The following is a 13,251-nucleotide window of genomic DNA, read 5'->3' on the forward strand; positions in this document are numbered from 1 at the left end:
GCGTGGCACGGACCAGCACGACGGACGGGCAGGCGGACATGGACGACGACAGGGCACGGGCCGCGCACGACGGCACCCAGGACGGCACGCACGAGGGCGACGGCGGTCGCCCGCTGGGCCGCGGGCCGCTGCGCGCGCGGTCGCGGGCGGTGTGGTCGGTGGTGGCGGTCGGCGGGCTCACCCTCGCGACGGCGTCGCCGACCTGGGTGAGCACGACGGTGTCGACGGCCCTCGAGCCGACGGTCGACGTCGCGGTCACGGGCACGACGGCGGCGCCCGCCGTGGGCGCCGCCGCGCTCGTGGTGGTGGCGGGCGGCGTCGCCCTCGCCATCGCGGGCCGCGTGGCGCGCTGGGTCGCGCTGGTCGTCGTCGCGCTCGCGGGCGCCCTGGCCACCGCCTCGGCGGCGGCCGTGCTGCTCGACCCGCTGCCCGCCGCGACGTCGGGCGCGTCGGCGACCGCCGGCGTGACGGACCTCACGTCGCCCGTCTCCGTCGCCGTGTGGCCCTGGCTGACCGCGGTGCTCGGCGCGGCGGCGGTGCTCGTCGCCGCGCTCGCGGCGGCGGGCGCGCCCGCCTGGGGAGCCACCTCCGGGCGGCACGAGCGCGCCGATGCCGCACCCGGCGCGGGCGGCAGCGCCCCGAGCGCCGAGGCGACGCCGTCGGGGGACGACCCCGACGCGCCTGGTCAGCACGACCCCCACGACGCCTGGGACGCGCTCTCCCGGGGAACCGACCCGTCCGCGGACCGCTAGGCTGGACCGCGCACCACGTCACGAAAGGGCATCACATTCCCATGACCGAGAACCGCAACGCCGAGGTCGCCTACCTGCCCCCGGCCGTCCCGCCGACCAACCACGGCCACACGACCGCCGCGTGGACGGCGATGATCGGCATCATGCTGGGCGTGGCCGTCGGCGCCGTCGGGATGCTGCCCCCGGTCCCGGACGCGGTGGTCTGGGTCGGTGCCGTGATCGTGGCCGCCTCGCTCGTGCTCGGCCTCGTGCTGCGCAACATGGGCCTCGGACAGCCGAAGGACGGCGTGACGCCGCGCCGGGCTCCTTCCGGCCACTGAGCTTCCTCCCGGCGGCGGCTCCGCCCGCCCGCCGGCACGAGGACGGCGCGCCCCCGACCCACGGGGGCCCGCCGTCGTCGTCTCACGCTCGGAGACGTGTCCGGGCCGTCCCGCGGACGGGCCTACGATGGCAGGCAGACGTCGGTGCGGCGTCAGGGGACGGGGAGGCAGACCATGACGGTCCTGGAGGACATCGTCGCGGGGGTCCGTGAGGACCTCGCGGTACGCCAGGCGCGGACGTCGCTCGACGAGCTCAAGGAGCGCGCGGCGCGCGTGCCGGGCGCGCTCGAGTGCTGCGGCCGGCTGCTCTCGGAGGATCGCGTCGCCGTGATCGCGGAGGTGAAGCGATCCAGCCCCAGCAAGGGCAACCTGGCGTCGATCTCCGACCCCGCGGCGCTGGCCGAGGAGTACGCCAGCGGCGGGGCCAGCGCGATCTCCGTGCTCACGGAGCAGCGACGGTTCGGCGGCTCGCTCGCCGACCTGGACGCCGTCCGCGCCCGCGTGGACGTGCCCGTGCTGCGCAAGGACTTCGTCGTCACGCCGTACCAGGTGTGGGAGGCGCGGGCCCACGGGGCGGACCTCGTGCTGCTCATCGTCGCGGCCCTGGAGCAGACCGTGCTGACGTCCCTGATCGAGCGGGTGCACTCGCTCGGCATGACGGCGCTGGTCGAGGCCCACACCGACGACGAGGTGCGTCGCGCCCTCGACGCCGGGGCGCGCGTGGTGGGCGTGAACGCCCGCGACCTCAAGACGCTCGAGGTGGACCGCACGACCTTCGCGCGCCTCGCCCCGCTCATCCCCGACGACGTCGTCCGCGTCGCCGAGTCCGGCGTCCGCGGCCCGCACGACGTCCTCGACTACGCCCGGTCCGGCGCGCACGCCGTGCTGGTCGGCGAGGCGCTCGTGACCGACGGCGCCCCGCGCCGGTCGGTGGCCGACCTGGTCGCGGCCGGGCAGCACCCCGCGCTGTGGTCGGTCCGCCCGGCGGCCCAGCCGTAACCACCGCAGCACGTCGCACGACCACGGCACAACACCACACACGGCACACCATCCCGACGCGTCCTGGACGGCGGGCGGCGGAGGCCCGGGCGACCGGTACCCTCTGACGACCCCTCGTGCAGAGCGCCGAGCGGTGCCGACGAGAGACGGAGGACCCGTGCCCGACCAGCCCGTACGGGAGGCCCTGACCGAGACCCTGGCGCACCAGGTGCTCGGGCGGCTCGCGGACGTCGAAGGCCCCTACTTCGGCCAGTTCGGCGGCCGCTTCGTGCCCGAGGCCCTCATCGCCGCGCTCGACGAGCTGGAGACCGAGTACCGCAAGGCGCTCGGCGACCCGGCGTTCACGGACGAGCTGGCACGCCTGCACCGGGAGTACACCGGGCGTCCCTCGCCGCTCACCGAGGTGCCGCGCTTCGCGGAGCACTGCGGGGGCGCCGAGGCCGGTCACCGGGTGTTCCTCAAGCGCGAGGACCTCAACCACACGGGGTCCCACAAGATCAACAACGTCCTCGGCCAGGCCCTGCTGGTCAAGCGCATGGGCAAGACGCGGGTGATCGCCGAGACCGGGGCCGGGCAGCACGGCGTGGCCACCGCGACCGCGGCCGCCCTGCTCGACCTCGAGTGCGTCGTCTACATGGGCGAGGAGGACACGCAGCGTCAGGCGCTGAACGTCGCCCGGATGCGGCTGCTGGGCGCCGAGGTCGTGCCCGTGAAGATCGGCTCGCGCACCCTCAAGGACGCGATCAACGAGGCGCTGCGCGACTGGGTCGCGAACGTCGACTCCACGCACTACCTGCTCGGCACGGTCACGGGCCCGCACCCGTTCCCGGAGATGGTCCGCGAGTTCCACCGCATCATCGGCGAGGAGGCGCGCGAGCAGATCCTCGAGCGCATCGGCCGGCTGCCGGACGCCGTCGCGGCGTGCGTGGGCGGCGGGTCGAACGCGCTCGGCATCTTCAACGCCTTCCTCGACGACGAGGGGGTGTCGCTGCACGGCTTCGAGGCCGGGGGCGAGGGCATCGAGTCCGGCCGGCACGCGGCCCGCTTCTCCGGCGGGGCCCCGGGCGTGCTGCACGGCGCCCGCTCCTACCTACTGCAGGACGACGACGGCCAGACGCTGCCGAGCCACTCGGTCTCGGCCGGGCTGGACTACCCGAGCGTCGGGCCCGCGCACTCGTGGTTGCACGACCTGGGGCGCGCCACGTACGAGCCCGTGACGGACGACGAGGCCATGGAGGCCTTCCGGCTCCTGTGCCGCACCGAGGGGATCATCCCGGCGATCGAGTCCGCGCACGCGCTCGCCGGAGCCGTACGGCTGGGTCGCGAGGCGGCCGAGGCCGGTCGTCCCGGCCAGGTGATCCTGGTGAACCTGTCGGGTCGCGGGGACAAGGACGTGGCCACCGCGGCGCGGTGGTTCGGGCTGCTCGACGAGGACCGGACGGACGACACGGCGGAGGGGGACCAGTGACCACGACCGACACCACTCCGGCGGCGACGTCGACCACCGGCGCGCGCCTCGACGCCCTGCGCGACGAGGGCCGCGGCGCACTCGTCGCCTACCTGCCCGTCGGGTTCCCGGACGTCGAGCGCTCGATCGAGGCCGTCCTGGCGACCGTGGACGCGGGCGCCGACGTCGTCGAGATCGGCGTGCCGTACACCGACCCGGTGATGGACGGACCGGTGATCCAGCGCGCCGCGGAGGCCGCACTCGCCGCCGGCACCCGGGTCCGCGACGTGCTGCGCGTCGTCGAGGCCGTCGCCGAGCACTCGGGCGGGCGCGTGCCCGCCCTCGTGATGACGTACTGGAACCCGGTGCTGCGCTACGGGGTGGACGCGTTCGCGCGCGACCTCGCGGCCGCCGGGGGCGCCGGTCTCATCACCCCCGACCTCATCCCCGACGAAGGCGCGGACTGGATCGCGGCGTCGCAGGAGCACGGCCTCGACCGCGTGTTCCTCGTCGCGCCGAGCTCGACGCCCGAGCGCCTGGCGCTGACCGCCCGCGCGTCGCGGGGCTTCGTCTACGCGGCGTCGACGATGGGCGTGACCGGCACGCGCGACCAGGTGGGCGACAGGGCCGAGCAGCTCGTCGCCGACACCCGGGCGGCGGGCGCCGACCACGTGTGCGTCGGGCTCGGCGTCTCGTCCGGCGACCAGGCCGCCGAGGTGGGCCGGTTCGCCGACGGCGTCATCGTCGGCTCGGCGCTCGTGCGCCCGCTGCTCGCCGACCGTCCGTGGTCCGACCGGCTCGACACGCTGCGGGCGACCGTGACGGACCTCGCCGACGGCGTGCGCCGTGCCCGCGGGGGGCCGGGGGAGGGCGCGTGAGCGCGACCCTGCTGGCGTCCGCGGCGTCGGTGCAGGCGGCGATCCCGAGCCCGTCGCAGCACACGTGGTACCTCGGCCCGGTGCCGCTCCGCGCCTACGCGCTGGCCATCCTGGCCGGTATCGCGGTCGCGATCTGGATCACCACCAAACGCTGGGTCGCCCGGGGCGGGGACGCGGACGACGTCCTCGACATCGCGTTCTGGGCCGTCCCGTTCGGCATCGTCGGTGGCCGGCTCTACCACGTGATCAGCACGCCCGAGCCGTACTGGGGCGAGGGCGGGGACCCCGTGCGCGCCCTGTACGTCTGGGAGGGCGGCCTCGGGATCTGGGGCGCGGTGGCGCTCGGCGCCGTCGGCGCCTGGATCGGCTGCCGCCGCAAGGGCGTGCGGCTGAGCTCGTTCGCGGACGCGCTCGCACCCGGGCTCCTCGTCGCGCAGGCGATCGGACGCCTGGGCAACTGGTTCAACCAGGAGCTGTTCGGCGCCCCCACGACGCTGCCGTGGGGTCTCGAGGTCTCCCCGGCCGTGATCGAGCGGCTCAACGCGGACACCGGCACGGCGTTCGCGGCGGGGACCCTGTTCCACCCCACGTTCCTGTACGAGCTGCTCTGGAACCTCGGGGCGGCCGCACTTCTCGTCTGGCTCGACCGCCGGTACAGGCTCGGTCATGGGCGGGTATTCTGGGCCTACGTCGCGCTCTACACTCTGGGCAGGGTGTGGATCGAGATGCTCCGCATCGACACCGCCGAGCACGTGCTCGGGCTGCGTCTGAACGTGTGGACGTCGATCGTCGTGGGCCTCGGTGCCCTCGTCGCCTTCGTCGTCATCGGCAGGCGCTACCCGGAGCGTGAGGACGGGGTGGAGCTGCCCGGCCGCAGCCGCGACCGGCAGGAGGAGGACCGTCGGTCCCGGGACGACCGGGTCGACGCCGAGCAGGACACCGGGCAGGACACGGGGCACGACCCCGAGCCCGACACTGAGCCCGACACTGAGCTTGACACCATGAGCACCGCGCACGCCGGGGCCGCCGCAGGCGCCTCCGGCCGGGACGACGGCCGCGACAGCGGCGGCGGACCGCACCGTGCGGACGCGCAAGGACCCGGTCCCGACCAGGGACCGACCGACCGCGCCTGAGGCGACTCCGACCGGGGCACCACCCGGGCGGGGCCGCCTATGTTTCCGACGGGCCGACGATGTCCCGACCACCTTTGAGCATGACGCGCCCGCGTGCGGGCGTGCAGGAGGACGGTGTTGATGACCACGCCGCAGCATCGGGTCGCGCGGCCCTCGGCCCAGGGCCTCTACGACCCCGCGTCCGAGCACGACGCGTGCGGTGTCGCGTTCGTCGCGACCCTGCGCGGGACGCCCGGCCGCGACATCGTGGACGCGGGCCTGACCGCACTGTTGAACCTCGACCACCGCGGAGCGGTCGGTGCGGAGGAGAACAGCGGGGACGGGGCCGGGATCCTCACGCAGATCCCGGACGCCTTCGTCCGTGACGTCGTCGCCGCCGAGCTCCCGCCCGCCGGCCACTACGCGATCGGCATGGCGTTCCTGCCTCAGGCCGTCGCGGAGGCCGACGCGGCCGCCCGCCGGTTCGAGGCGATCGCCGCGGAGGAGAAGCTCGACGTCCTCGCCTGGCGCGACGTGCCGGTCACGGCCGACCTGGTCGGCCCGACGGCGCGCGCCTCGATGCCCCTGTTCCGGCAGGTCGTCGTGGCGGACCCGTCGCGCGAGCTGTCGGGGCTCGAGCTCGACCGGCGCACCTACCGCCTGCGCAAGCGCGCGCAGAACGAGCTCGACCTGTTCCTCGCCTCGCTGTCGAGCCGCACCCTCACGTACAAGGGCATGCTCACGACGGCGCAGCTCGAGCCGTTCTTCCCCGACCTGAGCGACCCGCGCTACGCGTCGGAGATCGCGCTGGTCCACTCCCGGTTCTCCACGAACACGTTCCCGTCGTGGCCGCTGGCGCAGCCGTTCCGGCTCGTGGCGCACAACGGCGAGATCAACACCGTGCGGGGCAACCGCAACTGGATGGCCGCCCGCGAGAGCACCATGGCCAGCGAGGTGCTCGGCGACCTGGCGCCGCTGCTGCCCGTGTGCACCGAGGGGTCGAGCGACTCGGCCAGCTTCGACGAGGTGCTGGAGCTGCTGCACCTGTCCGGCCGCTCGCTGCCGCACGCCGTGCTGATGATGGTCCCGGAGGCGTGGGAGAACCACGCCGAGATGGACCCGGCCCGGCGCGCGTTCTACCAGTACCACGCGAACCTCATGGAGCCGTGGGACGGGCCCGCCTGCCTCACGTTCACCGACGGCACCCTCATCGGCGCCGTCCTCGACCGCAACGGCCTGCGTCCGGGCCGCTACTGGGTCACGGAGGACGGCCTCGTCGTGCTCGCGTCGGAGGCCGGCGTCCTGGACCTCGACCCCGCGACGATCGTGCGCAAGGGGCGCCTCGAGCCGGGGCGCATGTTCCTCGTCGACACGGAGCAGGGCCGGATCGTGGAGGACGACGAGCTCAAGTCGCAGCTCGCCGCCCAGCGGCCGTACGGCGAGTGGATCGCCGGCAACACGATCACGCTGGACTCGCTGCCGGAGCGCGAGCACGTCGCGCACTCGCCCGCGTCCGTCCAGCGGCGGCAGCGCGCGTTCGGGTACACCACCGAGGAGCTGAAGATCCTCCTCACGCCGATGGCCGACACCGCCGCGGAGGCGCTCGGGGCCATGGGCTCGGACACGCCGATCGCCGTGCTGTCGAGCCGGCCGCGGCTGCTGTTCGACTACTTCACGCAGATGTTCGCCCAGGTGACGAACCCGCCGCTGGACTCCATCCGCGAGCAGCTCGTCACGGCGATCGACAGCACGATCGGCCCCGAGCCGAACCTCCTCGAGGAGGTCGCGAGCCACGCCCGCAAGCTCGACCTGCCGTTCCCGGTGCTCGACAACGACGAGCTCGCCAAGATCGTGCGCATCGACCGGGACCCGCGGCTGGAGGGCGAGTTCCGCGCCGGCATCGTGCGCGGCCTCTACGAGGTGTCCGGCGGCGGCAAGGCGCTGCAGGCCCGCCTCGAGGAGATCTTCGCCCAGGTGGACGCGGACATCGCGGCCGGGGTGACGCACGTCGTCCTGTCCGACCGCGACTCCGACTCGGAGCTCGCGCCGATCCCGTCGCTGCTGCTGACCAGCGCCGTGCACCACCACCTGCTGCGGCAGGGCACCCGCACCCGGATCTCGCTCGTCGTGGAGGCGGGCGACGTGCGGGAGGTGCACCACGTCGCGCTCCTGATCGGGTACGGCGCCGCCGCGGTGAACCCGTACCTCGCCATGGAGACGGTCGAGGACCTCGCCCTGCGCGGCTACCTCGCCGTCACGCCGGAGAAGGCGGTCGCCAACCTCATCACCGCGCTCGGCAAGGGCGTGCTCAAGGTGATGAGCAAGATGGGCATCTCGACGATCATGTCGTACCGCGGCGCCCAGATCTTCGAGGCCGTCGGGCTATCCCACGAGCTCGTCGAGGACTACTTCACCGGCACGACGAGCCGTCTGGCCGGCATCGGCCTGGACGTCATCGCGGCCGAGGTCGCGGCGCGGCACGCGGAGGCGTACCCGGCGTCGGGCAACCACGCGGCGCACCAGCGGCTGACCAGCGGCGGCGAGTACCAGTGGCGCCGGGACGGGGAGGAGCACCTCTTCGACCCCGAGACGGTCTTCCGCCTCCAGCACGCCACCCGCACCGGGCGGATGGACATCTTCCGCCAGTACACGCGGCGCGTGGACGAGCAGTCCCGTCGCCTCATGACGCTGCGCGGCCTGCTGCGCTTCACCCCGGACCGCGAGCCGGTGCCGATCGACGAGGTCGAGTCGGTCGAGGAGATCGTCAAGCGGTTCAACACCGGCGCGATGTCGTACGGGTCGATCTCCGCGGAGGCGCACGAGACCCTCGCGATCGCCATGAACCGGCTCGGCGGCCGGTCCAACACCGGTGAGGGCGGCGAGGACCCGGAGCGCCTGTACGACCCGGAGCGCCGCTCGCGGGTCAAGCAGATCGCGTCGGGCCGGTTCGGCGTGACGAGCGAGTACCTGACCAACGCCGACGACATCCAGATCAAGCTCGCCCAGGGCGCCAAGCCCGGCGAGGGCGGTCAGCTGCCCGGGCCCAAGGTGTACCCGTGGGTCGCCAAGACCCGGCACTCGACGCCCGGCGTGGGGCTCATCTCGCCGCCGCCGCACCACGACATCTACTCGATCGAGGACCTGGCGCAGCTCATCCACGACGCCAAGAACGCCAACCCGGCCGCGCGCGTGCACGTCAAGCTCGTCTCCGAGTTCGGCGTCGGCACCGTGGCGACGGGCGTGTCCAAGGCGCACGCGGACGTCGTGCTCATCTCCGGTCACGACGGGGGCACGGGCGCGAGCCCGCTGACGTCGCTCAAGCACGCGGGCACGCCGTGGGAGATCGGCCTCGCCGAGACCCAGCAGACGCTCGTGCTCAACAACCTGCGCGACCGCATCGTCGTGCAGGTCGACGGGCAGATGAAGACCGGCCGCGACGTCGTCGTGGCGGCGCTGCTCGGGGCCGAGGAGTTCGGCTTCGCGACCGCGCCGATGGTCGTCTCGGGCTGCGTCATGATGCGGGTCTGCCACCTGGACACGTGCCCGGTCGGCGTGGCGACGCAGAACCCGGAGCTGCGCAAGCGGTTCACGGGCAAGCCGGAGTTCGTCGTGAACTTCTTCGAGTTCATCGCGCAGGAGGTGCGCGAGCACCTCGCCTCGCTCGGCTTCCGGTCGATCGAGGAGGCCGTCGGGCACGTCGAGGCCCTCGACACGCGCAAGGCCGTCGACCACTGGAAGGCGCAGGGCCTGGACCTCGCGCCGGTGCTCGCCGCGCCCGAGGCAGTGCCGGGCACCACGCTGCACCAGGTGGCCACGCAGGACCACGGCCTGGCCAAGGCGCTGGACAACCAGCTGATCGAGAAGGCGCGCCCCGCGCTCGAGGACGCGCTCCCCGTGCGGATCGAGGTGCCGGTGCGCAACGTCAACCGCACGGTCGGCACGATGCTCGGTCACGAGGTGACCAAGCGGTACCGCGGTGCCGGTCTGCCCGACGACACGATCGACGTGACCCTCACGGGCTCGGCCGGCCAGTCGCTCGGGGCGTTCCTGCCGCGCGGCGTCACGCTGCGCCTGTACGGCGACGCCAACGACTACGTCGGCAAGGGCCTGTCGGGCGGGCGCATCGTCGTGCGTCCCGACCGGTCGGCGGTGCTCGAGGGCGCCGCGAACGTCGTGGCGGGCAACGTCATCGGCTACGGCGCGACGTCGGGCGAGATCCTGCTGCGGGGCCGCGTGGGCGAGCGCTTCGCCGTGCGCAACTCCGGTGCGACGCTGGTGACCGAGGGCGTGGGCGACCACGGCTGCGAGTACATGACCGGCGGGACGGTGCTGGTGCTCGGCCCCACCGGCCGCAACTTCGGCGCCGGCATGTCGGGCGGCGTGGCGTACGTGCTCAACCTGCGCGACGTCGCGATGAACATCCAGGCGGTGAAGAGCGGCGAGCTCGAGGTGGGCGCGCTGGACGACGCCGACTGGGACCGTGTGCGCGGCCTGCTGGAGCGGCATCTCGCGGAGACCGGCTCGCCCGTGGCGGCCGAGCTCCTCGAGGACGACGGCGCACGGGCCCGTTTCTCGCGCGTCCTGCCCGCGGGCTGGGCCCGCGTGCGCGCCGCGCTGGCCGACGCCGAGGCCGCAGGGAAGACGCTGGGCGAGGGCGACGACTTCGACCCGGCGATGTGGGAGCAGATCATGGAGGTGGCGCGTGGCTGACCCCCGCGGATTCCTGAAGGTGCGGGAGCGCGAGCTGCCGCCGAACCGCCCCGTCGAGGTGCGGCTGCGTGACTGGAAGGACACGCACGCCCACCGCGAGGACGGGCAGCCGTTCCTCAAGGAGCAGGCGGGCCGCTGCATGGACTGCGGCATCCCGTTCTGCCACCAGGGCTGCCCCCTCGGGAACCTCATCCCGGAGTGGAACGACCTGGTGTGGCGCGACCAGTGGGCCGACGCGATCGAGCGCCTGCACGCGACCAACAACTTCCCGGAGTTCACCGGGCGCGTCTGCCCGGCCCCGTGCGAGACGAGCTGCGTGCTGGGGATCAACCAGCCCGCCGTGACGATCAAGAACGTCGAGGTCTCGATCATCGACGAGGCGTTCGCGCGTGGCCTGGTGACGCCGCAGGTGCCCCAGCGGCTCACGGGCTCGACCGTGGCCGTCGTCGGCTCCGGCCCGGCGGGGCTGGCCGCCGCCCAGCAGCTCACGCGCGCCGGCCACACGGTCGTCGTGTACGAGCGGGACGACGCCATCGGCGGGCTCCTGCGCTACGGCATCCCCGACTTCAAGCTCGAGAAGACGCACATCGACCGTCGACTCGAGCAGATGGAGGCCGAGGGCACCCGCTTCCGCCCGGGGGTCGCCATCGGGCGCGACATCACCTGGGACGCGCTGCGTCGCCGGTTCGACGCCGTGGTCCTGGCCACGGGCGCCACCGTGCCGCGCGAGCTCACGGTGCCGGGCCGCGACCTGGGCGGCGTGCACGTCGCGATGGACTTCCTGACCCCGGCGAACAAGGCCGCGGCGGGCAACCCCGTCGACGGCGCGCCGTCGGCCGCGGGCAAGCACGTCGTGATCATCGGCGGCGGCGACACCGGCTCGGACTGCCTCGGCACGTCGCTGCGGCAGGGCGCCGCCAGCGTCACCACCCTGGCGATCGGCAAGCAGCCCCCGCTCGAGCGGTCGGCGAGCCAGCCCTGGCCGACGGACCCGATCGTCTTCGAGGTCTCGACGTCCCACGAGGAGGGCGGGGAGCGCAGCTACCTGGCCTCGACGGTAGAGTTCGTGGGCGGCGAGGACGGGAACGTCCGGGCCCTGAAGGTCGCCGAGACCGAGTACCTGCCGGACGGCCGGCGGGTGCCGAAGGCGGGCACCGAGCGGGAGATCCCGGCGGACCTGGTCCTCATCGCGATGGGGTTCACCGGCCCGGAGACCGACGAGCTGGTGACCCAGACCGGCGCGGAGCTCACGACTCGCGGGCTGGTGCGGCGCGGCGACGACTACGCCACCAGCCTGCCCGGCGTCTACGCGACGGGTGACGCGGGCCGGGGGCAGTCGCTGATCGTCTGGGCGATCGCCGAGGGCCGCGCGACGGCGGCCGCCGTGGACGCCTACCTGCAGGGCAGCTCCGAGCTGCCCGCGCCGGTCGGCCCGCGGACGGTCGCGCTGCGAGGATAAGAAGAACAACGACGAAGCAGTACCCGGGGCCGTTCGGGCGCCCGGGCGCCGCCCCGGCTCGCGCCGGGGCGGATCGACGACGAGGCTGGAGACATGCGCAGAGCGAAGATCGTGTGCACCATCGGACCCGCGACGGCGTCCCCGACCAAGCTCCGTGAGCTGGTCGACGCGGGCATGGACGTGGCCCGGATCAACCGGAGCCACGGGGAGCAGGCGGAGCACGAGGCCGTCTACCACGGTGTCCGAGAGGCGGCGAAGGAGTCCGGCCGCAACGTCGCAGTCCTCGTCGACCTCCAGGGCCCGAAGATCCGGCTCGGCCGGTTCGCGGGCGACCAGAAGCACTTCCTCAACGAGGGTGACACGTTCACCATCACCACCGAGGACGTGGAGGGCACCAAGGAGCTCGTCTCGACGACCCACAAGGGCCTGGCGGGCGACGCCCGCGTCGGCGACCCGCTCCTCATCGACGACGGCAAGGTGCGCGTGCGCGTCACGGCCGTAGAGGGCCCGCGCGTCGTGACGACCGTCGAGGTCGCCGGCCCGGTCTCGAACAACAAGGGCATCAACCTCCCCGGCGTCGCGGTCTCCGTGCCGGCGCTGTCGGAGAAGGACACCGACGACCTGCGCTGGGCGCTGCGCATGGGCGCGGACATCATCGCGCTGTCGTTCGTGCGGTCCGCGAAGGACTACGACGACGTCGCGGCGATCATGGCGGAGGAGGGCCGTACGGTCCCCGTCGTCGCCAAGATCGAGAAGCCGCAGGCGGTCGAGAACCTGGAGGAGGTCGTCGCGGCATTCGACGGCTTCATGGTGGCGCGCGGCGACCTCGCCGTGGAGATGCCCCTGGAGCAGGTGCCGCTGGTGCAGAAGCGCATCGTGGAGCTGGCCCGCCGCAACGCGAAGCCCGTCATCGTCGCCACGCAGGTGCTGGAGTCCATGACCACCAGCCCGACGCCGACGCGTGCCGAGGCCTCCGACTGCGCCAACGCGGTGCTCGACGGCGCGGACGCGGTCATGCTGTCCGGCGAGACCAGCGTGGGCGACTACCCGATCATCACGGTCCAGACGATGGCCCGGATCATCGAGGCCACCGAGGAGATGGGCCGCGAGCGGATCGCACCGCTGGGCTCCTCGCCGCACACCCGCGGCGGCGTCATCACCCGGGCGGCCGCCGAGATCGGCGAGACGCTCGGCGTGAAGTACCTCGTGACGTTCACCCAGTCGGGTGACTCGGCCAAGCGCATGTCGCGCCTGCGGTCGGGCATCCCGCTGCTGGCGTTCACGCCGGAGGAGAGCGTGCGCAACGTGCTCGCGCTCACCTGGGGCACCACGACCTACCAGGTGCCGAAGGTCGAGAGCGTCGACGCGATGGTCGGCCAGGTCGACTCCACGCTGCGTGCCAACGGGCTCGCCGAGCCCGGCGACCGCGTCGTGATCGTCTCGGGCGCTCCGGTGGGCGTGCCCGGCACGACGAACTCGATCCTCGTGCACCAGGTCGGCAGCCACTCCGACGTCTGACCTCCGACGGCCCGACGACGACGGCCCGTGCCCCTCGGCTTCTCGCCGAGGGGCAC

9 protein-coding genes are annotated in these 13,251 nt (G+C 73.6%); all 9 read left to right on the forward strand.

The annotated features are described in order from the left end of the window. Positions 1 to 2 precede the first annotated feature (2 nt). The 9 genes from ACFVS0_RS14915 to pyk all read left to right on the forward strand — a co-directional run bounded on the left by ACFVS0_RS14915 (position 3) and on the right by pyk (position 13,195). Positions 3 to 752 (forward strand): Trp biosynthesis-associated membrane protein, encoded by a 750-nt coding sequence (locus ACFVS0_RS14915; RefSeq protein WP_430588387.1) that lies wholly within the window; start codon positions 3 to 5, stop codon positions 750 to 752. A gap of 41 nt (positions 753 to 793) precedes the next feature. Continuing rightward, entirely contained in the window at positions 794 to 1,072 is a 279-nt protein-coding gene (locus ACFVS0_RS14920) for an HGxxPAAW family protein (RefSeq protein WP_430551855.1), read from the forward strand. Positions 1,073 to 1,246: 174 nt separating this feature from the next. Beyond that, positions 1,247 to 2,071, forward strand: a complete 825-nt coding sequence (gene trpC / locus ACFVS0_RS14925; protein ID WP_430551856.1) for an indole-3-glycerol phosphate synthase TrpC — start codon at positions 1,247 to 1,249, stop codon at positions 2,069 to 2,071. Positions 2,072 to 2,228: 157 nt separating this feature from the next. Then, positions 2,229 to 3,539 (forward strand): tryptophan synthase subunit beta, encoded by a 1,311-nt coding sequence (gene trpB / locus ACFVS0_RS14930; RefSeq protein ID WP_430588388.1) that lies wholly within the window; start codon positions 2,229 to 2,231, stop codon positions 3,537 to 3,539. Next, positions 3,536 to 4,396, forward strand: coding sequence for a tryptophan synthase subunit alpha (gene trpA / locus ACFVS0_RS14935; RefSeq protein ID WP_430551858.1), 861 nt, complete (start codon positions 3,536 to 3,538; stop codon positions 4,394 to 4,396). Before trpB ends, trpA begins: the two co-directional genes overlap by 4 nt. After that, positions 4,393 to 5,529, forward strand: a complete 1,137-nt coding sequence (gene lgt / locus ACFVS0_RS14940; RefSeq protein ID WP_430588389.1) for a prolipoprotein diacylglyceryl transferase — start codon at positions 4,393 to 4,395, stop codon at positions 5,527 to 5,529. Before trpA ends, lgt begins: the two co-directional genes overlap by 4 nt. A gap of 120 nt (positions 5,530 to 5,649) precedes the next feature. After that, a complete protein-coding gene (gene gltB, locus ACFVS0_RS14945; RefSeq protein ID WP_430551860.1) occupies positions 5,650 to 10,218 on the forward strand; it encodes a glutamate synthase large subunit in 4,569 nt (1,522 codons plus the stop codon). Then, entirely contained in the window at positions 10,211 to 11,677 is a 1,467-nt protein-coding gene (locus tag ACFVS0_RS14950; protein ID WP_430551861.1) for a glutamate synthase subunit beta, read from the forward strand. Before gltB ends, ACFVS0_RS14950 begins: the two co-directional genes overlap by 8 nt. Positions 11,678 to 11,770: 93 nt before the next feature. Further along, positions 11,771 to 13,195: a pyruvate kinase gene (gene pyk / locus ACFVS0_RS14955; RefSeq protein WP_430551862.1), complete on the forward strand. Its 1,425-nt coding sequence runs from the start codon at positions 11,771 to 11,773 to the stop codon at positions 13,193 to 13,195. The last annotated feature ends 56 nt before the right edge of the window (positions 13,196 to 13,251 follow it).

The sequence above is a fragment of the Isoptericola sp. NPDC058082 genome, assembly GCF_042885055.1.
Taxonomy (GTDB): domain Bacteria; phylum Actinomycetota; class Actinomycetes; order Actinomycetales; family Cellulomonadaceae; genus Isoptericola.